19 protein-coding genes are annotated in these 23,573 nt (G+C 47.2%); 9 read left to right on the plus strand and 10 right to left on the minus strand.

From position 1 onward, the window contains the following. Window positions 1-110: 110 nt before the first annotated feature. From cfa to ASG24_RS07765, 3 genes are all read right to left on the minus strand, one after another. Window positions 111-1,283 (minus strand): cyclopropane fatty acyl phospholipid synthase, encoded by a 1,173-nt coding sequence (gene cfa, locus ASG24_RS07755; protein WP_055828157.1) that lies wholly within the window; start codon window positions 1,281-1,283, stop codon window positions 111-113. Window positions 1,284-1,429: 146 nt separating this feature from the next. Beyond that, window positions 1,430-2,359 (minus strand): AEC family transporter, encoded by a 930-nt coding sequence (locus ASG24_RS07760; RefSeq protein WP_055869828.1) that lies wholly within the window; start codon window positions 2,357-2,359, stop codon window positions 1,430-1,432. A gap of 30 nt (window positions 2,360-2,389) precedes the next feature. Further along, window positions 2,390-3,124: a 16S rRNA (uracil(1498)-N(3))-methyltransferase gene (locus tag ASG24_RS07765; protein ID WP_055829108.1), complete on the minus strand. Its 735-nt coding sequence runs from the start codon at window positions 3,122-3,124 to the stop codon at window positions 2,390-2,392. Window positions 3,125-3,386: 262 nt separating this feature from the next. On the opposite strand from ASG24_RS07765, the gene ASG24_RS07770 reads away from it, so the two are divergent. Continuing rightward, on the plus strand, window positions 3,387-3,938 hold the full coding sequence (locus ASG24_RS07770; protein ID WP_055869831.1) for a thioredoxin family protein: 552 nt from the start codon (window positions 3,387-3,389) through the stop codon (window positions 3,936-3,938). A 138-nt stretch (window positions 3,939-4,076) separates the two neighbouring features. Here ASG24_RS07770 and ASG24_RS07775 read toward each other — a convergent pair whose 3' ends face one another. The 3 genes from ASG24_RS07775 to ASG24_RS07785 form a co-directional block, all read right to left on the minus strand. Further along, entirely contained in the window at window positions 4,077-5,585 is a 1,509-nt protein-coding gene (locus ASG24_RS07775) for a PEP-CTERM sorting domain-containing protein (protein WP_055869833.1), read from the minus strand. Window positions 5,586-5,689: 104 nt separating this feature from the next. Beyond that, a complete protein-coding gene (locus ASG24_RS07780; RefSeq protein WP_055869837.1) occupies window positions 5,690-7,603 on the minus strand; it encodes an ATP-binding protein in 1,914 nt (637 codons plus the stop codon). After that, window positions 7,600-8,859 (minus strand): transporter, encoded by a 1,260-nt coding sequence (locus ASG24_RS07785; RefSeq protein ID WP_055869841.1) that lies wholly within the window; start codon window positions 8,857-8,859, stop codon window positions 7,600-7,602. Before ASG24_RS07785 ends, ASG24_RS07780 begins: the two co-directional genes overlap by 4 nt. Before the next feature lie 124 nt (window positions 8,860-8,983). Here ASG24_RS07785 and ASG24_RS07790 point away from each other — a divergent pair, with 124 nt between their 5' ends. Then, window positions 8,984-9,616, plus strand: a complete 633-nt coding sequence (locus ASG24_RS07790) for a response regulator transcription factor (RefSeq protein ID WP_055869844.1) — start codon at window positions 8,984-8,986, stop codon at window positions 9,614-9,616. Between the two features lie 114 nt (window positions 9,617-9,730). Continuing rightward, entirely contained in the window at window positions 9,731-10,744 is a 1,014-nt protein-coding gene (locus ASG24_RS07795; RefSeq protein ID WP_055869847.1) for a Gfo/Idh/MocA family protein, read from the plus strand. Between the two features lie 61 nt (window positions 10,745-10,805). Here the strand turns inward: ASG24_RS07795 and fae are convergent, their stop codons facing one another. After that, window positions 10,806-11,357, minus strand: a complete 552-nt coding sequence (fae, locus tag ASG24_RS07800) for a formaldehyde-activating enzyme (RefSeq protein ID WP_055828134.1) — start codon at window positions 11,355-11,357, stop codon at window positions 10,806-10,808. Window positions 11,358-11,629: 272 nt separating this feature from the next. Between fae and tkt the strand changes: the two genes are divergently transcribed. Further along, window positions 11,630-13,612: a transketolase gene (tkt, locus tag ASG24_RS07805; RefSeq protein ID WP_055828131.1), complete on the plus strand. Its 1,983-nt coding sequence runs from the start codon at window positions 11,630-11,632 to the stop codon at window positions 13,610-13,612. Window positions 13,613-13,725: 113 nt separating this feature from the next. On the opposite strand, the gene ASG24_RS07810 is transcribed toward tkt, so the two are convergent. Both ASG24_RS07810 and ASG24_RS07815 read right to left on the minus strand, forming a co-directional pair. Continuing rightward, entirely contained in the window at window positions 13,726-14,586 is an 861-nt protein-coding gene (locus ASG24_RS07810) for a transglutaminase family protein (RefSeq protein ID WP_055869850.1), read from the minus strand. Between the two features lie 20 nt (window positions 14,587-14,606). Beyond that, window positions 14,607-15,404, minus strand: coding sequence for a transglutaminase family protein (locus ASG24_RS07815; RefSeq protein WP_055869853.1), 798 nt, complete (start codon window positions 15,402-15,404; stop codon window positions 14,607-14,609). Between the two features lie 286 nt (window positions 15,405-15,690). Between ASG24_RS07815 and ASG24_RS07820 the strand changes: the two genes are divergently transcribed. Then, the gene (locus tag ASG24_RS07820) at window positions 15,691-16,563 is read left to right on the plus strand and encodes a PA4780 family RIO1-like protein kinase (RefSeq protein ID WP_055869855.1); all 873 of its coding nucleotides are present in this window, start codon (window positions 15,691-15,693) and stop codon (window positions 16,561-16,563) included. Between the two features lie 159 nt (window positions 16,564-16,722). After that, window positions 16,723-17,058 (plus strand): zinc ribbon domain-containing protein YjdM, encoded by a 336-nt coding sequence (locus ASG24_RS07825; protein ID WP_055869858.1) that lies wholly within the window; start codon window positions 16,723-16,725, stop codon window positions 17,056-17,058. Window positions 17,059-17,165: 107 nt separating this feature from the next. On the opposite strand, the gene ASG24_RS07830 is transcribed toward ASG24_RS07825, so the two are convergent. After that, window positions 17,166-20,867: an RNA-directed DNA polymerase gene (locus tag ASG24_RS07830; protein WP_055869861.1), complete on the minus strand. Its 3,702-nt coding sequence runs from the start codon at window positions 20,865-20,867 to the stop codon at window positions 17,166-17,168. Window positions 20,868-21,140: 273 nt separating this feature from the next. Between ASG24_RS07830 and ASG24_RS07835 the strand changes: the two genes are divergently transcribed. From ASG24_RS07835 to ASG24_RS07845, 3 genes are all read left to right on the plus strand, one after another. Beyond that, window positions 21,141-21,320, plus strand: coding sequence for a hypothetical protein (locus ASG24_RS07835; RefSeq protein WP_055828113.1), 180 nt, complete (start codon window positions 21,141-21,143; stop codon window positions 21,318-21,320). A 62-nt stretch (window positions 21,321-21,382) separates the two neighbouring features. Beyond that, the gene (locus ASG24_RS14405; protein WP_082488030.1) at window positions 21,383-21,658 is read left to right on the plus strand and encodes a hypothetical protein; all 276 of its coding nucleotides are present in this window, start codon (window positions 21,383-21,385) and stop codon (window positions 21,656-21,658) included. Between the two features lie 45 nt (window positions 21,659-21,703). Continuing rightward, complete coding sequence (locus tag ASG24_RS07845; protein WP_055869869.1) at window positions 21,704-23,554, plus strand: YbhB/YbcL family Raf kinase inhibitor-like protein; 1,851 nt, start codon at window positions 21,704-21,706, stop codon at window positions 23,552-23,554. The last annotated feature ends 19 nt before the right edge of the window (window positions 23,555-23,573 follow it).

Below are 23,573 nucleotides of genomic sequence, written 5' to 3' on the forward strand. Positions count from 1 at the left end.
CAAAACAATAAATCAATATAGATTTTTATGCAAATTAAACATAAAAATTCGGCTGGTGCTACTTACTGGTCGTCATGTTAAATATGTCAGGAGGAGGCACCATGGTTACATCAACTTGTAGTGCCGGGACGTACCGAGCGGTAAATACGGTTACTTTGCCGCTTGCTCAATATCAGTTGCCATAGTTGACCCTGCCGCGAACGGAAATAACCTGCGCAACACATCAGGTAGTATTTCCACATGCGGTAAAAACTCTCGTCATATTTAAACTGTAATTCAGGCCAGGCTCGGCTGAATTTATCCCACCAGGCCATCAGTGTGCGGTCATAGTCGGGGCCGAAATTATGCCAGTCTTCAATCAGGAATTTCTTCTCAATCGCGCTGCTTATTTCGACGGCGGAAGGCAGTTTTCCATTGGGGAAAATATAACGATCTATCCAGGCATCGGTATACAGCGCAGTTTTGTGATTGCCAATAGTGTGCAGCAAAAACAGCCCGTTATCATTTAATAAACGATGCACGGTTTCAAAATAAACCGGGTAATTTTTCGGGCCTACGTGTTCAAACATACCTACGGAAACAATTTTGTCGAATTGCCCTTCCAGCTCTCGGTAATCCTGCAAGCGGATCTCGACAGGTAATCCTGCGCAGCGTTCTTTGGCAATGGTTTGCTGTTCTACTGATACGGTAATGCCGAGCACTTCTACGCCGTAGTGCTGTGCCATATGTTTGGCAAGGCCGCCCCAGCCACAGCCAATTTCAAGTACACGTTCTCCGGGTTGTAAGTCCAGTTTGCGGCATATCATATCCAGCTTGTGCGTCTGTGCTTCTTCCAGCGTCTGCGCATGTTCCCAATAAGCGCACGAGTAACTCATGCTGGAATCCAGCATCGCTTCGAATACATCGTTGCCAATATCGTAATGGTGTTGCGCGACCTGGAAAGCGCGGTTTGGTGCCTGCAGGTTGAAGAGTGTATGGCGCAGAATATCGCCCAGCAGTTGCAGCTTGCCCCATCCGCCCAGTTCTTCATCAATATCCGCGCGCATCACACGGGTGAAAAACTCATCCAGGCGGGGGCAATCCCAGCGGCCTTCAATATACGCCTGTCCAAACCCTAGCGTGCCGCGGGTCAGCACATCTCGATAGACGGTTTCATCATAAACCTGCACATCCCATGGCGCGTTGCCATTGATCGTAATGCCAGTTTCATCCAGTAACCTGACCAAAGTCTCCGGCGGCGAGGGCGGGCGTTCGATAAAATGATTAAAAGTAGTTTTTGGCATCGCGGTAAAACTCCTCCAAAACGTATAAAAATCACAAAGGACTCAGGCACATATTAAGCAGTAGATGAAAGCCTGAAAACTCGTTATATAACGTAACAAGATTGACCAGGGATTGTGCGATTTGTTCTAACTGCGGCAGATGACCATTAATGGGAGAGAAGCTGAAACCACACAGGCAGGGTGAGCATACTTAGTAGTGTGGTAAAGAACACCGCGGCTGCATACAACGCACCATCTAAATGGTAGCGCTCGCAGATGATCACACCAAATACCATGGTCGGCATGGCGCTTAATAAGGTGACGGCTGTCAGTGTATGCCCGCCAAGCCCCAGGCGTTCAGCCACAAGCATGGCGGTGAGGGGGGCAACCACTAGGCCGATGAGGCAGAGCGGCAACAGTTTAGGGATAAGTGCAAACTTGAAGGTATCCCAACGGATGCTCATGCCCAGTGCAATCAGCATCAGGGGGACTACCCCGCCAGCCAGTGTGTGTAAGGCATGGCCTATCATTTCAGGTTGCGGTACTTGCCCCAGGTTGAGGATACAGGCGAGCAGCAGTGCCCACAATGGCGGTACGCGTAGCAGTTCTCTGAATGGATTTGAGCGAGGTTCTGCGTTGCCATAGGCTTGCGCCATCAACATGCCTACTGATAATAAAATCGGTGTGCAGGCGAACAAGTCAAATTTGAGTACCATTTCCTGTGCCCAGTCACCCAATACTTCGCTAGTCACTGGTAACCCTAGATAGGTTGCATTAGGAAACGTGGCTGCCAGCATCAATGCACCTTCTTGTGCACGCGAAAGAGGTTTAAAGCGATTGAATACGTGCAAGGTTATCCACATTAAACCTGCTGCTGTGGTTAACCGGGTGATGGCTGTAAGCTGGATACTGAATGTGTCGGCATCCAATGGTGCCTGCCACAGGACATCGATGACTAAAGCAGGCAGCAGGATATAAAACACCAGGTCTGTCAGTGCTCTGCGATGGGAAGTCGCGGAAATATGGTCAGGCGCAAATCGCTGCCAGGCGATGCCGGCCACAATCAACAGAGCCATTTGCAGCATAACGTTAAACATGGGTAATCACTTTCTTATCACCAGCATGTCCTAAAAGTCACCCCAAAGCGTTTGCATGCTGGAAATTGCAGTCAGGGCCGCAGTTTCGGTGCGCAAGATTCTTGGCCCCAGCACTATCGATTGAAAGTTATTGTGGTTGGCTAGCTCAATCTCGCCAGGGCTTAAGCCACCTTCAGGACCAATCAGGAGATGAATCCGGTTTTCCGGTTTTGTTAATTGGGCCAAAGTTTTTGCCGCAACCGGGTTGAGCAACAAATTCAGGCTTTGCTGGGTATCGTGCTGGCTCAGCCATTGCGCGAGAGTTAGCGGAAAATGAATTTTAGGTAACACTGCGCGCCCGCTTTGTTCGCAAGCAGCTATCGCCACGCCTTGCCAATGCTCGACCCGTTTCTCGGCGCGGTCGCCGCTCAGCTTGGTGACACTACGTTCTGTGCTTAACGGGAAGATTTCAGTCACCCCAAGCTCAACTGCCTTCTGGATGGTGTAGTCCATACGATCGCCGCTGGAAATCCCCTGTAACAGCCGCATATTGAGTGGCGATTCATTGTTGATTTTTTCCTGGCTGAGTACTTCTACACTGGCAGTTTTCTTTTCCACACTCACCAGCGCACATTGGTAATCAACGCCGTCGCCACAAAACAAAGTGAGTGTATCCCCCACTTTTAAACGCATCACACGCGTAGCATGTGCCGCTGCATTTTCACTCAGTGCAGCGGTCACACCGATGGTCAGCTGGCTAGGGCTATAAAATCTTAAATTGCTCATGTCAGGCATTGTAACCAAAATGCCGAAGGCTGACTTCAGTGTTCCGCATTAAGTACTGGCATTCACCTGCAAGCCTTAATCACGTACCATAGGACTTTAATTGTGTATAAACACCGGAGAATAAAGATGGCAAGTATTAGCCTACCTGGCTGTGATTTTGGCGAAAGCCGCTTCGCTTAACATCGGTTTCACCGAGTTAGCCTTCGCCGGAATTGCACAAAGTTATATAGTGACAGTCTAGAAAGTTTTTGAAAGGAATCACATGGCTAGTATCAATCCCCCAGCATGCAATTTTGGCTGGAAAGCGCCTGAATTTAACCTGCCGGACGTCAACGGCAAGCTGGTAAACCTGCAGGAAAGTATGGGCCCCAAAGGCCTGCTGGTCATGTTCATTTGCAATCACTGCCCCTATGTCAAAGCGATCCTGCCGCGCCTGATCAAAGATGTTGAAGAGTTGAAAACCCTGGGTGTCAACACGGTCGCCATCATGTCAAACGATCCTTCCGATTACCCGGAAGACAGCCCTGAAAACATGAAAAAAATCGCAGAAGAACTGGCATTTCCGTTTCCATATCTTTTGGATGAAACACAGCAGATTGCCAAAAATTATGATGCGGTTTGCACACCGGACTTCTTTGGCTTTAATAAAAACTTTGAGCTGCAATACCGTGGACGGTTTGATGAAAGCCGCAAGGAGACAGCACCGGAAAGCACACGCGATTTATTCAGGGCAATGAAGCAGGTCAGTCAAACCGGGCATGGGCCTAAAGATCAGGTACAGAGCATCGGTTGTTCTATTAAGTGGAAAGAGTAATGTTTCGATACGCTTGCAAATGCAGCGTTACCCGGATTGTTAGTGAGAGAAAAGCTGCAAACGTTAAGCAGGCCGCAAGTGCCTGCTTAACGTTTGCTTGAGGTGAATACAACCAGTTTATTATTATTAGTTTGAGTGTCAGTTACTCTTTTTCATACGCCCGATCAGCACCAGGCCAAACAATAGCAGGCACCATGCACTGGGCTCTGGTACGGGTGTGACGGCCCAACTGGCAACGACTAACAATTGATTGTTGTAGAAGTTGTTTAATTGCAGTCGAGAGGCCGTCTGGCTACCGCTCAAATAAAATAGTTCGTCACTGTATATTTCACCGACATATTGTTCATCTCCCAGACGAATCTGAGTGCCATCAGCATTACCGCCAAGGACGGTGACGCCATCCTCTGCACCTTCCAGAAAGGCTATCCTGTCGAAACTGTAAGCGGTGCGCCACAGTGCATAGCGATCTGCAGCGGCGAGTTCAATTTCGACCCGGCCATTGCTGGCACCCAAGTAAAACACTGACATCGTCGCGCCATTGAGTCCAAGCAGTGAACCGTCAAACGATAATAGCGGGGCTGAACCAGTCGATGGGTTACTCAACGCATTGTCAACGCCAGCCACAAAACTGGCATCATCTGCGCCATTCAGCAACATGCGCAATACTTCGACTTCTGCGGCTACATTTTGGTTAGAGAAAGTTTCACTGTTGCTTCCCGCCAGGCTGCGTCCCAGAGCGGGTTCAGCCGTTGCAGCTACATTCCACAGTTGCCGTGTGAGTGCGAATTCAGAGCTAAAGCTGGCGCCAACTGCGTTGCCAGTCGTTAATATGGTTGCACCGTCGCGGGCAATAGCGAGTAAACGGTGGGCTGCTTCCAATTCAGGTGTTTTGCTGACTTCCAGATTGTTGGCGACTGCCACGTCTGTCAAACTGCCATTGCGCAGTGACTGAATGTCGTTAGCGGCGGCACCCCAACGCTGATTGCCTGTGGTACCAGAAGTCGCCACCAGTGCATCATGCACATACTGGGTTGATGATTTGGCGGTAAACAGTGCATTCACCTGCAAGGAGCCGTTTAAGTGAACCTTGCCATAATTAAGTGTGTAATTCTCTGTCAGCGGTGTCACTGCCGTAATGCTGGATTGCAAGCGAATCGGTGTGAGTAATGTGGTTGAGTCTATGGCCAGGTTAAACGTTTGCGTACTGTTTCTAACCGTACTAAATGCTTCATTACTAGTGCATTGCAGTGTGGTGTTCTTGCAAAACCAGGTAGCGCCAATATTGAGTGAGGCAGCATCAGGTAGCAATCCACCACTGGCTGTTGCACTGCCACTGACTTGAAAAAGGTTTCGATCTTCAGCTGGGAGCGTGGTGACGCCGGGGTCAATGATAGAAACGCTGTGGTTCGCGTTAAAAACAAACACTGCGTTGCCGCTACTAAAAGTGCCTAAACGATTATTCAGCAAGCGCGCGTTTACTTTTGCCGCATCCAGCGTGATTAACTTGTCTATGCCATCACTGAAATCGGCTGTTTCATTGAAGGATAACTGGATGTTTGCTGCAATTTCGCTGGCACTGACTGAGAGTGGGTTTAACAGGCTTAATGCAACCCCCAATAGTGATATGCCACGTGTTGTGAAATTCATGTTGCCTTCCTCTCTCAAAAGTAACCATTAGCATTTTTCTAAGTTGCAATAAGACTACCGGAGGGTGAGGCTAACGTGTACCCCGAGAACGGGGGGGTAACGCATTAAGGGTATGAACTGCTTTGTTGTGAGAACTGGGCTGATTGACGTGAGATCAGCTGCCAGGGCAAGTACAGACTTAGCTTTAAGCCGCCACTGGTACTAGGTGCGAAGTGCACTTCACCACCAAGCAAGGCTGCACGTTTCTGAATATTGCTTAAACCCCGACCCGCCGATTTATCGCTGCTTGGAGCCAAACCAACCCCATTGTCCTGAATCTGCAGCAACAAGTGTTGTGTGGTTTGTTGCAAGGTGACGCTGACCTTTGTTGCTTGCGCATGGCGGATCACATTGGAGATCGCCTCACGGATGATCCGGCCCAGGTTCAGAGCCTGCGGTTGCGTTAGCTGCAAACTGTCGTCTTCAATCTGGTTATCCCAAACCAGTTGTATCTGCACGTCGCCCAGTCGTTTTTCGCACTCGATGCGGTAATCGGCCATGATGTCATTCAGCGCGCTACTTTCATCGCCGGCGCGTGACACGACATCGCGTAAATCCTGTAGCGCTGAACGTGCCAGCTCGGCATTATTCGGGTTTTGCGCCCTGTAGACCAGCGTCAACAGTTTGGCGCCCAGGTCATCGTGCAAATCCTGGTAGATACGTTCGCGTTCTTCCAGCGTGGCCTGTTCTTTAAGGATAGTTTGCAGTTGCTGGAAGTTATCGTTGAGCTCCTGGTGTTTGGAAACCACGCGCTGCTCCAGTTCCTGGTTCAGTTGCTCATAGTTGTTGAGCGCACCAACGTACCGTGAAGTCATCATCAGGCCGACAATCAGGAAAAGCACCGGTGCTGAAAACTGCATCAGGTATTCTTCGTCTGTAATCAGCCAGGCATTGATACCGGGGACATTGGTATGAATCAACCAGTCATGAAACGCAAACAGCAGGATAATGCTCAGCGTCAGCAACAATAATTTGGCATCTTTGTTGCGGTGTACAAAGCCGGTTTTTGCCAGCAAGGCCAACCCGAAAATCACCACTATCATGGTGATCAAATGCCAGAAGTCGGTAGCCAGCATAAAGTGATTCGCTGGCGTCAGCAGCAATGTCACCGGTGCTAAAATCAAAATCGACCATAGCAACTGATTAAACCGTTTTAAGCGGATGCCGACAAAGTCGAGCAGCGAAATCAGCCACAAGGTGGCAATCGCCTGGAAGCTGGCATTGACCAGTATCTCCCACAGTGCAGTGGGAAGCGGTGCAGTAATGATGTAAAAATTAAGCGATTGCAGTGCCCAGACAAACGCCGCAAGCCCAAACAGGCCGTATGCCGTGTCCTGTTTTCTGCGCCACCACAGGCTGAGCATCAACATACCGATGCCGACAATCAGCAGGCTGGAGGTCTGGTTAAGCGTGATGCGGATAAACCGGGCTTTCTCATATTCCGGCTGCAAGGTATGCAGCAGGTTGATCTTTGGCGGGTAAAGCATGCCCTGCGAGTGCTGCGGTGCAATCACCCGGATATACAGCGTGTTATCTGTCGCTTTCAAGGTGTCGGGTGGAATGGTGAATAACAGCGGGCGGTTCCAGTTACGCGAAATGGGTTCGGTGAATGAGCCACCGGAGCCTATCTTCTTGCCATTCAGGTAAGCCTCGGCATTCAGGCTCATGCGTGAAAGGTACAAGGCGTAAATTTCATGTGCATTCAGGCCTGGGTAATCAAACTGAAAGCGGTACCAGCCAGTGCCGAAGGCATCAGGGTGGGTCAGCTTCCAGATATCCGGCAAGCTGGTCGATGACCAGGCCGGCTGTGTTGAAGGTGGTGTTTCACTGGCGCTGAGTACAAATGATCCCTGGCTTATTTCTATCCCTTGAGCATTCGCTGCTGCGACATTAGCCAGAGCGGCATTTATACAAAGCAAAAAGCCTGGCAACCAGCCAAGTATGAATATCCAGGATTGAAATGGCGTGCGATTTTTCATTTAAACAGGGTGATAACTTGCAGGTAAATATCCTGCACATCAACAAAGTTACGGCCGCCATAGGTATCCTGGAATTCCAGTTTCACGATCACCGGCAAAGGCAGTTTACCCTGTTGCCATGCTTGTACACCACTCCAGGTCGCGCTGATGCGATATTGATCTGCCCGCCTGTCGGTATAAACCTCCAGTGCTGAAGTGTCGGTACCAAAACGGGAGCTGTAGTCATCCGATTTTTTCTCAAAGCGATGCCAGGTCGTAGCAAAGCGCCAGTTGGTCCAGCGATAGCCTAATTCAATATCCGCCTCGTAATAATCACCCAGGTCACGCTCCAGTTTTTGTTTAGAGCTGGCCAGCGCCAACCCCTGGCTAGTCGCCGGAATCCGCATGCGGGCTTTGTCTGAAAACTGCCAGTTGTAATCGGCCAGCAAGCGCAAATCAAAGTTAGCGCCGAGATCATAAAAGTATTCGGCCCGCGTGCGGATGTCGGTGCTGCCATCACCCAATGGCGTATCCAGCAAGTTGTCCGGATCTTGTTTCTTTGCCAGGCCCATGCGCAAGCCAAGCCCGAGAATCAGGCTCTCGCCTGGCGATTTCATGGCACGCCACAATACGCCCAAGGTCGGATCACTAAACCCTTCGTTGCGTGTATCTTTAAGTGCTTTGTATTGATAACCGAAAGCCGGATTGGTCAGGATGTTTTGCACACCGGCAGCTCCCATGGTCGGAATGCCCCCACCTGCCGGGGCAAATGGGAAGTTGCCAGCCCCTATCGGCTGGTTGGCATTGAACGCCGGGTTAAAGCCTACGTTGCCGCCATCGACGTTGAAATTTACCCGCGATTGCGTCACGCCATAAGGAATAATTGCGCCCACGGTCAGGTCGGGTGTCAGGCCATAGCCTATGGTCAAAATGCTGATCCGGTTATCGGTTTTATGATCGAATCGCGTGGTGCCTAATGAGGCGCCGGGTCCCAGTGCCGCGAGCGCCGGAAACATACTGGCATCCAGGTTCAGGTTGTTAAAGCTGCTGCCTAGTGGTGATAAGTGGCCACGGTCATCATAACGCTCATCGAAATGGCTGCTGCGTTGCTCAAAGCGGATCGCCCAGCTGCTTTCGGGTGCCATGGTATCCAGCGCGAAATAGGATGCTGTGGGAATATTCTGGCCAGCCGTCGTATCGGTTACCGCGAATGAAGACGCCAGTAGCATCAGCCAGGCGGTCGGATGACTCTTAGAAATGGGCAAAAGATCCGTCATAGTGCTTTGAAGTACTCATGATTCTTTTTGTGGTGTTTGATACCCCTGTTTGTGGGGAGTGTATTCTTTTTAAATTCGTATATAGTCATTCATATTACTTTGAGCGCATACGCACTAACCACCAATGAAAACTGCTTTCATACTTGAAGATACGCCGGAGTCACAACTGTGGTTATCAGAAGTATTACACAATAGCTTTCCGGGGATTGCGATTAGTTCTGCAAATAATATTGCACAAGCCATTGCTTTGGTGTCTACCAGCCTGCCGATTGATATCGCACTGATAGATTTAAGTCTGCCAGATGGCAGTGGGATCACGGTGATTGAATGGTTCAACCGGCACTCGCCCCATACTATTTGCGTGGTTGCCAGCATTTTCGACGATGATAGACATATTTTCCCGGCATTACGCGCCGGTGCACATGGCTATTTGCTGAAAGACCAGCCACAAGCTGCGCTGGTGCAAGCGTTGAATGGCATTGTGACCGGGCAGCCGCCGTTATCACCCGCGATTGCAAGAAAGCTGCTGCGGCATTTTCATGAACCCTATAGTTTGCAGCCACAAGAATCACTCACCGAACGTGAAAAGGAAGTGCTGTCGATTATTGCCAAAGGCATGACCATGGCCGAAACCGCCAGTATGCTTGGCCTCAAGCGCAACACCATTGCCGGCTATGTCAAAGAAATCTACCGCAAGTTAAATGTATCCTCCAGGGCTGAAGCCGCTATCACTGCGCAGAAAATGGGCCTGATTTAAGATTGCAATGGCACTAACGCTAGCTGGCTTTTGTCTTCCATTCATAAGCGTTAAATATCCCGCCATTTTTTGCGGGGTATAATCAGCCAAAATTAGCAGACAGGAAAGATACCTATGACTACAAAACTCAAATGGGGCATTTTAGGTGCCGCCCGCGTCAATGAGCGCTTATTGCCGGCCATTGTTGAAGCCTCAAATTCGCAACTGGTAGCCATTGGCAGTCGCCGTCCGGGCGCAGCAAAAGCTATCTTGGATAAATATGCGCCGAATACTGACGGCGTGACTTGTTACGACGATATGCAAAGCCTGATCACTGATCGCAATGTGCAGGCGATTTATTGCCCGATGGCAAATGAAGAGCATGCCGAATGGGCGTTGAAAGCGATCGAAGCTGGCAAGCATATCCTGATCGAAAAACCGATGGCGACCAGCCTGGCAGATATCATCAGCATTGAAGCAGCGGCTAAAGCCAACGGTGTGACAGTGATGGAGGGCTTTATGTATCGCTTTCATCCCCAGCATGCCAAAGTGAAAGCGTTGATCGACTCAGGATTGATTGGCGATGTGCTCTCTTGCCGCGCCAGTTTTTCTTTCCTGATGGCACCTGCCCGCATGTACCGCATTACGCGTGATATGGCGCATGGGGGTGGTGCGATGTGGGATATCGGGCCTTATGCCATTCACGCTTTGCGCTGGTGTTTCGAGAGGAATGGCGAGCCTGCCGAGCCGGTCAATGTCGTTGCCTATGGCAAGTTGAATGAACATGGCGCCGATGTGGTAGCGAGCGGCATTCTTGATTTTGGGCACGATACCCATGGCCGCGCGCGTTACGGTCACTTTGATGTGAGCTTCGAGCGCGGGCGCAAAGCTGAATATGAAATCATCGGTGATAAAGGCTGGATCAGATGCCACAATATGTGGAGCTATCCAGTGGATGATCCTGTGATCAGCTGGGAAGCGGGCGGCAAGTCAGAAACCATCGTATTGCCCAAAGCCAATCACTTCAATCTCGAAATCGAGCATTTTGGTGACTGTGTGCTGAATGGCAAATCACCGTTGCTGACGTTTGCGGATGCCAAGGGCAATTGCAGGGCGATTGAAATGGTGATTTCAGCATTGAACAAATAAAAAGCGCGGACACAAAAAAAGGATGCTCAGGCATCCTTTTTCTTTTTGCAGCATGGGAAGACTAGATTTTATTGTCCAGGCCCATCTGATAATACTTATGCACAATTTTCTCCTGGTTTTCCAGCAGCCAGTCTATGCTGGGCTCGTTGCGCAAGGCTTTTTGAATTGCTTTGAAAGTCGCTTCACGGTGAATATCAAACAAGGCTTTATGGTCGATTTTGTCTTGTTCCAGAATCGCCGGGCTTAGCCAGACAGAAACAATAATGCCGAGGTCGTTGGCTTTTTCCTTAGGAATATCGCCGCTGCGGACTGCATCCAGTACGCCATTGGCAATCGCGCCTTGTACCGTACCCATCAGAATATTGGTGTAACGCGGGTCTTTTACCGTCACCTTGCTCACCATCAACGTCGCCGGGCGTACCATGATGTCGGTATTCATGATTGCCAGCACACGGGTGTGACCTTTGACCTGGTCACCCAATAAGTTGGCAAATGCAGTCCCCATAGGGCCGTTCATCTCGCCAATCGCGACTTCGGGTTCTGCTGCCGTTCCGGGTGGGCCGCCAGCAACCAGGGCTTCACCGACACGCATAATGATTCTATCGTCAGACATCTACATACTCCTTTGTGATCAATGTTTTTTTACATGGTAGGGGAAAACGCCAGGCATGGCTATCGCGGACATTGAATTAGCAGGTTTTTGATTTCACTGCTACCGCTTGCCACGATAATTAAATACTCATTAACCCTTGATGAAAAACGGGTTCTAAGGAATAATCTACCCTTTCCGTAAAAGGGCTGGTTTCTCGCCTTTTTTAAAGAATTCAATCAAGGTTTTGCAGCTTTTTGTGTAAGACCGCTCTTATTTTCATTTGGGAGAAAACAATGGCAACACGTGTCGACTTGTGCAACGCTATTCGTGCTTTGAGCATGGATGCTGTACAAAAAGCAAACTCCGGTCACCCAGGCGCTCCTATGGGCATGGCGGAAATTGCTGAAGTGGTTTGGAACCACAATTTGAGCCACAATCCTACAAATCCACAATGGGCTAACCGTGACCGCTTCGTGTTGTCAAACGGCCACGGCTCAATGCTGATTTATTCATTGCTGCACCTGACAGGTTACGATTTAGGTATCGAAGATATCAAGACTTTCCGTCAATTGCACTCACGCTGTGCTGGTCACCCGGAATTCGGCTACGCACCAGGCATTGAAACCACTACCGGTCCATTGGGCCAAGGTATTGCTAACGCTGTTGGTTTCGCAATGGCTGAAAAACTGCTGGCTAACCAGTTCAACAAGCCAGGCCACGACATCGTTGACCACTACACTTACGTGTTCCTGGGTGACGGTTGTATGATGGAAGGTGTTTCTCACGAAGCATGTGCACTGGCTGGTACCTGGGGCCTTGGCAAACTGGTTGCTTTCTGGGATGACAACGGTATTTCTATCGACGGTCATATCGAAGGCTGGTACACAGACGACACAGCAGGCCGTTTCAAAGCTTACGGCTGGCACGTTGTTTCAGTAGATGGTCACGACCAGGACGCGATTCAAAAAGCAATCGACGAAGCGAAAAAAGTTACTGACAAGCCTTCATTGATCTGCTGTAAAACAATCATCGGTAAAGGTTCACCAAACAAATCCGGCTCACACGACTGCCACGGTTCCGCACTGGGCGACGCAGAAGTTGCTGCAACACGTGCTGAAATCGGCTGGGCACACGAGCCATTCGTGATTCCTGCTGACGTTTACGCTGGCTGGGATCAAAAAGTGAAGGGTGCCAAACGCGAAGCTGACTGGAATGATAAATTCGCAGCTTACGAAAAAGCATTCCCGGCTGAAGCTGCAGAGTTCAAGCGTCGTATGAACAACGAGCTGCCAGCTAACTGGAAAGCAGAAACAGACAAAATCATCGCTGCGATCAACGAAAAAGCAGAAGGTGTTGCTTCACGTAAAGCTTCACAAAATGCGATCGGTGCCTTGGCGCCATTGTTGCCAGAATTCCTGGGCGGTTCAGCTGACTTGACTGGTTCTAACCTGACTTCAACTGGCAGCTTCGTACATGTAAACGCGAAAGAACCAGGTAACTACATCTCTTACGGTGTACGTGAATTCGGTATGGCTGCGATCATGAACGGTGTTGCACTGCACGGTGGCCTGTTGCCATTCGGCGGTACATTCCACATGTTCTCTGACTACATGAAGAACGGTATGCGTATGTCTGCGTTGATGCATCAACGTGTGATCTACGTGCTGACCCATGACTCTATCGGTCAAGGCGAAGACGGCCCAACTCACCAACCAGTTGAGAACACTTCTGGCTTGCGTTACATCCCACGTATGGATGTATGGCGTCCAGCTGATGCGACTGAAACTACCGTTGCATGGGTTGCTGCAGTTGAGAAGAAAGACGGCCCAACAAGCTTGGTTCTGTCTCGTCAAAACCTGCCAGGTATCAAACACGAAGCTAAAGACTTCGATGCAATCCGCAAGGGTGGCTACGTATTCTCCGACGTTGCTGGCGCACAAGTGATCATCATCGCTAACGGTTCCGAGCTGGATCTGGCTGTGAAAGCTGCTGCTGAGTTGAACGCTGCCGGTACTAAAGTACGTGTGGTTTCAATGCCATCTACTAACGTATTCGACCGCCAAGACCAGGCTTACAAAGACAGCGTTCTGACTCCAGGCGTTGTTCGCGTAGCGGTTGAAGCTGCTCACCCAGACTTCTGGCGTAAGTATGTAGGTTTAGAAGGTGCTGTGGTCGGTATCGACACATTCGGTGAGTCTGCTCCTGGCGGCGCACTGATGAAGCACTTCGGTTTCACTGTTGAAAACGTAGTCAACACCGTTAAATCTGTACTGTAATTAAACAGATTTGCAGTTTAAAAAACCGCTTCCTAGGAAGCGGTTTTTTTATTTGTATGGATAGCTGCGCAGATATTAATACTATGGAATCAGCTCAAAGTAATGACTTATCTCTATGCGGTGAGTAAATTGACCTGCACATCCACCCGCAGTATGGGCTTCACATTGGGGCCGATAAAACTCCCCGCAACTGGAGGAACTGCTTCCGGGTTGCGAGACACGGCTACCGCGATATGGTGCGTCCCTGTGACAAGGCCAGAGGTCGGGTCAAACCCTTTCCAGCCAGTACCCGGCAAATAAACTTCAGCCCAGGCATGTGTTGTTGCATTGCCTGCCTCAGTGGCAGGTGCGTGCAGATAACCGCTGACAAAGCGGCTGGCAAGCCCCATTTTTCGGCAAGCTTCGATAAACAGGGTTGCATAATCCCGACAGGAGCCGCTGCCATATTGCAGGGTGGTAGCTGGCGTTTGTACACCTGATGCCTCACGAGCCTGATAACGGAATTGCGTATAGATCGCCTGATTCAAGGTGGTTAGCAACTCAAACGTATTGCGCTGTCCATTCAGCAAACCAAGTTGCTGCAGCCATTGATTAACTTGAGGCTCGTCTTGTACAAACACCGGACGCTGAAACGCTGCCAGATCTGCCCATTCGGCTTCCGCATAAGAAAATGGATAGTTCACGGCATAACTCTCCATCCAGAAATCAAGCGGAGCCTCTTCGTAATGTTGTATCACCACTTCGCTAGCGATAGTCAGCTTGTCACTAGCCTGTGAAAAGTTGACAGTCGCCAACGAATTATCAAACACATCCCGCGACCATCGGATCTGATAAGCCGGCGAGATGTTAAGAATCGAAGATTCGATACGCAAGTCGTGTCCTTCCCGCGGACGTATCAGCAAGCGATGTTGTTGCAGCGTCACCGGAGAAGAAAAAACATACTCGGTAAGATGTTTGATTTTAAGACGTTTCAAGGTATCTATATCAGGTCACGTTAACCAGGGGCACCTGGAAGTTGGGTCATGCGTACTGACATCTCTTCAGGATACAATGCAGGACCAAACTGGGTAAAAATAGCCACATCGGCAGCATCGTGCCCATAGGCAACTGTTACACGGCCGCCACGAGGAGAAGGTTGTGTAGGGTCAAAGGTATACCATCGACCATTCACATAAGCCTCAAACCAGGCATGGAAATCCATTGGTTGCAGCTCATACAAAAATCCCACCACCATCCGCGCCGGAATACACAAGCCACGACATAGGGCGATCCCCAGGTGCGCCAGTTCGCGGCAGACACCTTCACGCGCCTGGTTCACCTCCACCGCAGAGAGCTGATAATGCGGAGAGTCTGTGTTGTAGTTGATGTTTTGCCGAATCCATTGCTCTATCGCCATCACCTGGTCATAGCCTGGCTGCGCATTCGCCACTATCTGCTGGCCCAGATCAATCAACTTGTCCGATTCGCAATAACGCGAAGGCAACAGATAGGTGAGCACATCATCTGGCAGATTTTGCACATCATTAAACGGCGCACCGGGGGCGGTATCGATCCCGTCCGCGGTTAAAATATCAGCAGAGGTACTAATACTAAATTTGCCTACAGGTGCCATCAGCCGCTGGCAAAGGTTGCCATAAACATCGGTATACTCAACCACCGGCACGCTCGGGTTAAGTGTATAAGACTGTTGCGCGACCCATTGCTGCACACCGCTACGCGGTCGCAGCATCAAAATAAATGGGGTAGGGATACTCACATTAAATGTGATGTCACATTCAGTACGTAGCCACATTGCGTGAATCCTTATGTGGTTTATTCAGTTTCATTCTATTCTTCTTTGATAAACACTGCGCATCGTTTGAATTCAAGTGTATTGAACCCGCCAGTTACTCTCATGCCGTATTATTATCAGGAAACAGCCGTACAAATGCGTTCACCTGGATAATTTTTATATGGATAAATTGCTCATGACCTTTACATGACGCACATACGATTCAAAAAGTTCGCTTGATTTGCAAGACTTGCCCCGTTTTTTTCATTTAATGGTAGTCTGAGCACACCTCTTATTAGCTAGCCTTATGAAAACCCCGCAAAGATTAGAACCCCTCATCGAAGACGGCATTATTGACGATGTCATCCGCCAGCTAATGAGCGGCAAAGAAGCCACCGTATATGTAGTGCGCTGTGGCGAAGAAACCCGTTGCGCCAAGGTCTACAAAGAAGCTAACAAACGCAGCTTCCGCCAGAGTGTCGATTACACCGAAGGCCGCAAAGTCAAAAGCAGCCGTCAGGCACGTGCCATGGCTAAAGGCTCCAAATATGGCAAACAGGCACAAGAAGAAGCCTGGCAAAGCGCCGAAGTGGATGCACTGTATCGGCTAGCCGCCGCTGGAGTCCGCGTACCAACCCCGTATCAATTCTACGAAGGGGTATTGATTATGGATTTAGTCGCCGACGCTGAAGGTAACGCCGCGTCCAGGCTAAACGACATCGTGTTTACCGCTGAAGAAGCTCGCCTGCATCATCAAACACTACTCAGAGAAGTCGTGCGCATGCTGTGTGCCGGTATCGTGCATGGTGACCTTTCTGAATTCAACATTCTGCTGAGTGAAAACGGACCGGTGATCATCGACTTACCCCAAGCGGTAGATGCCGCAGGCAACAACCACGCCATGAGCATGCTCGAACGTGATGTTCGCAACCTGGCCGACTTTTTCGGCCAATTTGCGCCTGAGTTACTCAATACAGAATATGGCAAAGAGATTTGGGCACTTTACGCGCATGGCGACCTTACCCTTGAAACGGAGCTGACCGGCAGATTCAAGCAAGACAACACACCGGTAGATTTAAAAAGCGTGGTGCGCGTGATTGACGCCGTTCGCGATGAAGAAGCCGCCAAACAAATGCGCCTGGCAGAAGCAAAGGCGGCATTGCCAAAAGCTGGGCGATGATTGCTTATCAGTCGTTAGCTGTCAGTTACAAAACCGCCTTTTGCAGGCGGTTTTTCTTTGTTGGTTACTAATCGCCTGGGCAAGTTTGATCAATAACAAAGTTATTCAATAATAACCCTGTAAAATATAGGTTTTGCTAATCGCCTCACGAAAGTTCTTATGTCCTACCCAGCCTGCCCGCAATGCCAATCTGAATACACTTATGAAGATGGTGACAACTACGTTTGCCCGGAATGCGCGCATGAATGGAGCAAGACAGCAGTGTCAGATTCAGAAGAAGCAAAAGTCATTCGCGATGCCAATGGCAACGTGCTGCAAGACGGCGACACGATTACCGTGATTAAAGATCTCAAAGTGAAAGGTTCTTCGTCAGTGGTGAAGGTCGGCACTAAAGTGAAAAATATTCGCTTGGTCGATGGCGATCATGATATCGACTGCAAGATCGATGGTTTTGGCGCGATGAAACTGAAGTCGGAGTTTGTGAAAAAGGCCTAAGGTAGATTTATATTAATTCGTTTTTAGTTGATTATGTTTGAATATATCTATTAGAAATTGCAGTTACCGATAGGCACACAGAGTTTCCAGAAAAATATAAAAATGCATTAATTAAATCCTTGTCTTTTAATTCCGGCTGGCCTCATTTTTCGCAGCTTTGAATATTCTTCTGATTTTGTTGATACTTTATCTTCCATCAAAGACATCATGTCGATTTCAAAAATAGAAATGGCAATTTGATTGTTGCCATGATTGTGCACAATTGTTCGGTGGTGAGGTAGTTTAAATGGTGCTTTAGCTGCACTTCCACCAAACTCACCTGTATTTACTAAAAGAACATGTTGATACATATGATAGTGGAGTGCATCTATCATATTATCAAAGGTTGTGATGTCATTATTTAATGCAACTACGACATATGCATCGGAAATATCACGCAAATCTGAGGTTAACTTCATATCTGTTGCGTCATAGCATACTGAACCAGATAGTCTATAACCTCTCTCCATTTTTTCACTCAAACTATCTTTCAACTCAATTATTAATTGGTATGGCCTCCACGGAATGATATGACCATCTTTTTCTTCCTTAGTCATATTTTGCTTTCCTTGCCATCTTTTAATCCAGCGAATTCCTTTCTCCGGGGTTAGATAAGGTATTAACCATAAAGCGCGATTAATTAACTTTCCTTCGTGTTCATGAAAAACAATCCCTGCAAAGATTATCGCTTTTGTCGTAGCTGATAACGATTCCAATAAATCAATATCGTCTTGATGCACAGATAGTTCTGGAAAAATTATTAAGTTAGCTTCACTTTTGTTGTTTTGTTCCCTTGTTGATACGGTTTTATTTATTGCAGAATCAGTAGCTTCAAGTTTTTTTAGAGTTAATTTGCAAATATCTGCTAGGTGATTTCGATGAATTATTCTTAAATCTTTATGATCCTGTTTAAAGTCTTTTTTTAGGCTTTCATTGGTTGGATACAATGTTTGCACATTGATTACTCGAAGACTCCCGTTTATCGGCGATGCTGTTTTGATCCTTTCAATGTAAAAGGGTGTGTTAGATGCAGCTCCATAAATACTTTGTTGATGTTTTTTTCTATCCTTCAGTGTTTTAAACAATGCTTCAAAAGTTATTTCTTTAGGCCAAGCATATTCCATATGCTCTAACTCTAAACCTGGCCACTGTAATAAATTAAATAGCAATTCAGTAACCCAACTAGACATAGGAGCCGTTTCTCCTACCAATGATTCTGGAGAATGCATCATGCTAGTAGTTCTTTTAAACCAGCTACTCTTTATTCCGTAATAAACGTTTAGATCCTGCCGAAATAGTGTTTTTTGCGATGTGAAGTCACAATCCCCTATCGTACAAGCTCTCAATAAACATCCCAATTCATACAGTTTGAGAGCGTCTTCATTTTTATTTAGCCATGTTGGAGATTTGTATCGTGGATCTTTGGCAGTATTAGAAGCATTCTCAGATATTTGCAAAAAGGAAATCTGTGGATTTTGAACATTTGACCAGTCATTACTCTTAATCAAAAGTGCTTGAGGGGTTAAGTTGATTTTGGAATTATGTTTTATTGCTTCTATTAAATGAATAGCAAGTTCAATAAGAGCATTCTCATGAACAAAAGGATTTGATGGTGATTTTATAACCGATGCAAGTTGAGCGTTATTACTCCATAAAGTTAGATCTGGTGGGAGAGGAACATTATTCATCCCTAGAGTAGCTCTGACTTTCTGTAGCTCATCATTTCCTTTTTCTTTTGGAGTTATCTCTAGTTGATTAAATAAACTGGGATCGTTTTCCGCAATAAGGATTAATGCGTTGTAATTTTCCAAGCTTTCTAGATTAGCAAGCCACCGGCACAGAGAGCTAATGACTTTATCTGATTTTGTTATTTGCCACGCAACGATGGTAGCGGGAAGAATTTCTCTACTTTGACCTACAACAGTTTCACCAAATGCGATTTGCATTGCATAATTCAGAAGCCCCTCGCCATCATCTTTTATAGAGGGTACTTTTCCGATTAAAAGAAGCCCTATCTGTTGTTTAACATACCAAGGTATTTGGTGGTTTTTTAAAAGCTCTCTTGCTGCTCCATCTAGCCATTCAAAATAATCTTGAATAAGAAGTAATCTTGGTAGATCTCTTTGCAACACTTTTTTTAGGTCAGTCGCTGAAAATCTACAAATTTCGGCTAAGCAATAATAGGCAATATTTCTTTCGCAGATAGGTGTTTCAACATTAATTTTTTGTAGCAAAGAATTCCATACTGTTTCTAGTAAGTTTTTCTCAGGAAAAAGTTGAAATCCTTTTTTTAATAGGAGGGTTAATGCCGGATTTCTAGACCAGCTAGCTACAAATCGCCTAGCTACAGACTCTTGTGCTGCATCTAAGATAATTAACTCTTTTTGATTAGTTAGCTTCCTTCGCGATTTGAATAGTTTAGTCCAACGATTTGCCACAAATCTTAATAAAGTATCTTCACGCACTTCAAGTTTCGGTTGGTGTACGGTTGCTAATGGATGTTGAGTGCTATCTTCAGTAAATTGAGACGTTTCTGCGCGAGTAAATAAGTTGTCTAGAGAGTTCTCTGCGAACTCCAATGAATCCATGTCAATGGGCCCGCTGGCCAAAGATTGTATTCCCTCCATTTGCCTAACGGTTTCCCCTTGCTCACCTTTCCATGGAATAATTTTTGTTTTATCCGGATTAAGAGTAATTCCTATAGGTAGTAATTTTTGTAGTTTTTCTACTAATTGTTTTTTAATTTCATCTTCAGATATCTCTTTACTGATATCAACAGAAATAATAAGTCTAAGGTCGTCTACATATCGACAATAATCATGGATTGAGAAGTCTGATTGCCGAACACTCTGCAGTGACTTACATGCTTTATCAAAAGCGATTAAATAAACATTCGCAAGAAAACCACTAGCAACTAATCCTTGCGGCAGACCATCGTTTTTCAGTTTAACTTTTAAGCAATCATTTAATGAATAATCATCTTTGTGCCATTCCCAATTAAATGCTTTCTCAACGACATGCCAAAAACTATCAGTTTCCTTTTTAGGAATTTTATAGAAAGTGTCGACTAGTTGTCTAAGTTCTAGTATCAATTGTTCACGATGGATTGAATCATAGAACGCAGACATATCAAGATGAATTTCATATAAGGTCTTTTCAGAGTCGAATATATCTAAGAATAGTTTCTCGTTCGCAGCTCTTTCATAAGAGCGTTCAAGAAATCTTTGATAGTCTTTATAGTACTTACTGTAAGTGCTACTATTTCCCCACCGAAAAGTTGCTTTTGTTCTTTCGTCATCCCATTTACAGAGTAATCGATTTCCATAATTGCTAACTTTTTTCTTGTCTACAGTAGGGCCCTGAATCGATTCGACTGCGTCAGCTACGCACATCATTATTGCAGTTGCAATTGTCTGATCTTTAATGCAGATGTGTGCTAATGGTCGCAAAGCCTCGCTGCCTGAGTCTTTTTTGGGCTTCCAATCCCAACGATCTTGTTTCTTTTCGAAGTCCCATATATCTGCTTTGGGTGCGGGGACTAAACGCATAGGCGAGGGTTTGTAAGTTTGATTCTTTAACTCTTCAGACCAATCATTGATACTTTGTTCCAGATTGAAGGTTGACGCATCCAGTTCTAAAGTATCTGCATACCAATTATGTGATCGGATGTAACTATGGCTTTTTTTCCAAGCCTGTGCCAGCACAACTGGGTCAGATAAATATTCCAGCGTTGGCTTAAGTTGTCCGTACTTGGGATTAATTAAACTCATAATTTAAGCTAGCGCCTCAATCATCAAATGTCAGAAATTACTTTTTAGTTAATAGATCTAGATTTATATCTTTACATCCAAACACAAAGCGCTAATGCTCCAAAACATTTATAAGAAAAATAAAGCGCAATCACATTAGTCTTGCGAAACATAAGAACCTGATTCTAACGAATTTCCACTTTTCCTACACAATTTTCAGCACATGTCTGATACCGCAATACTTCTTAAAAACTATGATTTAGTTACTTATAAAAATTAAATTATGGAGGTTGTATGTCATCGTTTGTTCTGTATCTTATTGGTTTCGCAATCCTAATTGGCGGTATTGCATGGGCGCTGGTTGAAGCTGGTGTGCCGCATACATACATCATTATTGCTTCCGTGATTCTCACGGGTATTGGCATATTAAAAGCGGTGTCACACACCAGAACTAAAGATATTTCTCGCAACTAAGTGACTTCGTAGTTATCAAACAGGTTTAACCGCTGCAAAGTTAACTTTCTGAATCGAATGTAATGAACAATTTTAATAAAACAGATCTCCACCTTGATGGGTTGGAGATCGCTGGCTTGTATCTTGAAGATGTATTTTCTGTATGGGAACACTACGATAAAAACGCTAATAAGTACTTCACCGTTTTTATGATTAACAATTCCCGCATTACCGTGCCCGCTACTGAAGCTAATGTCGGATTGCTTTATCAGGGCGGGCATCCTGTTTCTGAATTTGTGATTAACGACGGCGTTGTGGATGAGATTGAAGTCAAAAGAAACCATGGAGTGGCTATTTAAAGCCGCCTGCCTCAGTTTTAATTCACCGTATTAAGGATTGTTTTAATGTCATTGCATTTATCTCACAAGCCGTTACTCCGTAAACCAGCAATCAGCAAAATGGGTGTAGCCGCTTTGCTATCGCAAGTGGTTTTCACTGCTCATGTGGCAATGGCAGAAACAAATGTTGCGGCAAAGGTGGCTCTGCCGGTTCAAAGTTACATTTTGCAGCCTGCTGAATTGCCACCTCCTGCCATCAGTGAGCTTAAAGTACCGCAAGGTTTTTCAGTCAGCAAGGTAGCGGAAAGCCTGGGCAATGCACGTGTGTTGGCGATATCACCGCAAGGCAATCTCTACGTGACCAGGCGTGAGCAGGGCGATGTATTGATGTTGCCAAAAACGGGTGATACGTATGGCAAGCCGGTGCGCGTCGCTAGCCGTTCCGGCATGCATGGCATCGCTTTCCGAGGTGATACGGTTTACATGGTGACAGTGAAAGAAGTGTTTACTGCACCTGTGTTGGCGGATGGTCGTTTCGGGCCGTTGAAAATGATCATCACCGATTTGCCGGATGCGGGGCAACACCATGACCGCACGATTGCGATCGGGCCTGATGACATGCTGTATATCTCAGTCGGCTCCACCTGTAATGAGTGCATAGAAACCAATATTGAGAATGCGACCATGCTACGCAGTACGCTGGATGGCAAAAAGCGCGTCATTTTTGCTTCCGGTTTGCGCAACACAATCGGTTTCGACTGGAACCCGCAGACCGGTGAGTTATGGGGCATGGATCATGGCATAGACTGGCTGGGCGATGATGTGACGCCTGAAGAAGTCAATAAAATAGAGCAGGGCAAGCGTTATGGCTGGCCATATATTTTTGGTAACAATGTAGAGAATCCGAGACTGGTTCCTTCAGGCAAGCTTGAAAAATCGGAATGGAAGAAAACCAGCGTGCCTATGGTGCTTGGCTATGCTGGCCATGCGGCCCCCATGCAGATGGCGTTTTACAATGCGGGCCAGTTTCCTGCCGAATACCGCAATGATGCCTTTGTCGCGATGCACGGCTCCTGGAACCGCCAGACCCCTTCCGGCTATGAGATCGTACGTATCCATTTCGAGAATGGTAAAGCTGTCTCCATCGCGCCTTTTCTGACAGGCTTTGTTAGCAATAAAGGCCAGAGCGGCCGACCATTCGGACTGGTGACTGATAAGCAGGGCAATCTACTTTTCAGTGATGACCTCAACGGTGTGATTTATAAAGTCAGCTACAAAGGCGATGGAAAAGCAGCGGCGAATCCACCTTCAGCCATTCCTCCGGATAGTATGAAGCAGCAAGCAGCGCAAGGGTCTGGTGTGCAGATTGCCACTTTGCGTAGTGAAACCGAAATCGCAGGAAAACAGGCAGCCAAGTTAACTGTGAGCAGTCCTGCATTCGCCAATGGCGAAAAAATACCGGATAGTCATTCCAGCTATGATCAGGATGCCAGCTTTGAGTTGAGCTGGAGTAAGGGGCCATCGGCTATGCAATCTTATGCCATTATTATGGAAGACCCGGATGCCAAACCCATCACTCCAGTCGTGCATTGGGTGGCATGGAATATAGGCAAAGAAATCACTACCTTGCGTGAAGGCCTGCAAAAGCAGGACAGGCTGGAAGATAAAGCTGAACGCATGGATGGACTGATGCAAGGCCAAGCGACCACCGGGAAAATCGGCTATGTTGGCCCCAAACCACCAGCAGGTGACCCACCACATCATTACCATGTGCAGGTGTTTGCACTGGATACCGTGCTGCAAATTCCCCCGGGTGCAAATCGCGATACCTTGCTTAAAGCGATGGCAGGCCATGTTGTTGCCAAAGGTGAGCTGGTGGGTACATTCCAGCGGCCTGAGAAGCCGGCCAAGCCTTAATTATGTAATTAAGTGGCAG

Origin of the sequence: Methylophilus sp. Leaf414 (assembly GCF_001425425.1) — a bacterium.
Classification (GTDB): domain Bacteria; phylum Pseudomonadota; class Gammaproteobacteria; order Burkholderiales; family Methylophilaceae; genus Methylophilus.

Bases quoted from the DNA above. Each gene is read 5' to 3' on its own strand.
- cfa (WP_055828157.1), bottom strand. From the start codon at position 1,283: ATGCCAAAAACTACTTTTAATCATTTTATCGAACGCCCGCCCTCGCCG.
- ASG24_RS07760 (WP_055869828.1), bottom strand. From the start codon at position 2,359: ATGTTTAACGTTATGCTGCAAATGGCTCTGTTGATTGTGGCCGGCATC.
- ASG24_RS07765 (WP_055829108.1), bottom strand. From the start codon at position 3,124: ATGAGCAATTTAAGATTTTATAGCCCTAGCCAGCTGACCATCGGTGTG.
- ASG24_RS07770 (WP_055869831.1), top strand. From the start codon at position 3,387: ATGGCTAGTATCAATCCCCCAGCATGCAATTTTGGCTGGAAAGCGCCT.
- ASG24_RS07775 (WP_055869833.1), bottom strand. From the start codon at position 5,585: ATGAATTTCACAACACGTGGCATATCACTATTGGGGGTTGCATTAAGC.
- ASG24_RS07780 (WP_055869837.1), bottom strand. From the start codon at position 7,603: ATGAAAAATCGCACGCCATTTCAATCCTGGATATTCATACTTGGCTGG.
- ASG24_RS07785 (WP_055869841.1), bottom strand. From the start codon at position 8,859: ATGACGGATCTTTTGCCCATTTCTAAGAGTCATCCGACCGCCTGGCTG.
- ASG24_RS07790 (WP_055869844.1), top strand. From the start codon at position 8,984: ATGAAAACTGCTTTCATACTTGAAGATACGCCGGAGTCACAACTGTGG.
- ASG24_RS07795 (WP_055869847.1), top strand. From the start codon at position 9,731: ATGACTACAAAACTCAAATGGGGCATTTTAGGTGCCGCCCGCGTCAAT.
- fae (WP_055828134.1), bottom strand. From the start codon at position 11,357: ATGTCTGACGATAGAATCATTATGCGTGTCGGTGAAGCCCTGGTTGCT.
- tkt (WP_055828131.1), top strand. From the start codon at position 11,630: ATGGCAACACGTGTCGACTTGTGCAACGCTATTCGTGCTTTGAGCATG.
- ASG24_RS07815 (WP_055869853.1), bottom strand. From the start codon at position 15,404: ATGTGGCTACGTACTGAATGTGACATCACATTTAATGTGAGTATCCCT.
- ASG24_RS07820 (WP_055869855.1), top strand. From the start codon at position 15,691: ATGAAAACCCCGCAAAGATTAGAACCCCTCATCGAAGACGGCATTATT.
- ASG24_RS07825 (WP_055869858.1), top strand. From the start codon at position 16,723: ATGTCCTACCCAGCCTGCCCGCAATGCCAATCTGAATACACTTATGAA.
- ASG24_RS07830 (WP_055869861.1), bottom strand. From the start codon at position 20,867: ATGAGTTTAATTAATCCCAAGTACGGACAACTTAAGCCAACGCTGGAA.
- ASG24_RS07835 (WP_055828113.1), top strand. From the start codon at position 21,141: ATGTCATCGTTTGTTCTGTATCTTATTGGTTTCGCAATCCTAATTGGC.
- ASG24_RS14405 (WP_082488030.1), top strand. From the start codon at position 21,383: ATGAACAATTTTAATAAAACAGATCTCCACCTTGATGGGTTGGAGATC.
- ASG24_RS07845 (WP_055869869.1), top strand. From the start codon at position 21,704: ATGTCATTGCATTTATCTCACAAGCCGTTACTCCGTAAACCAGCAATC.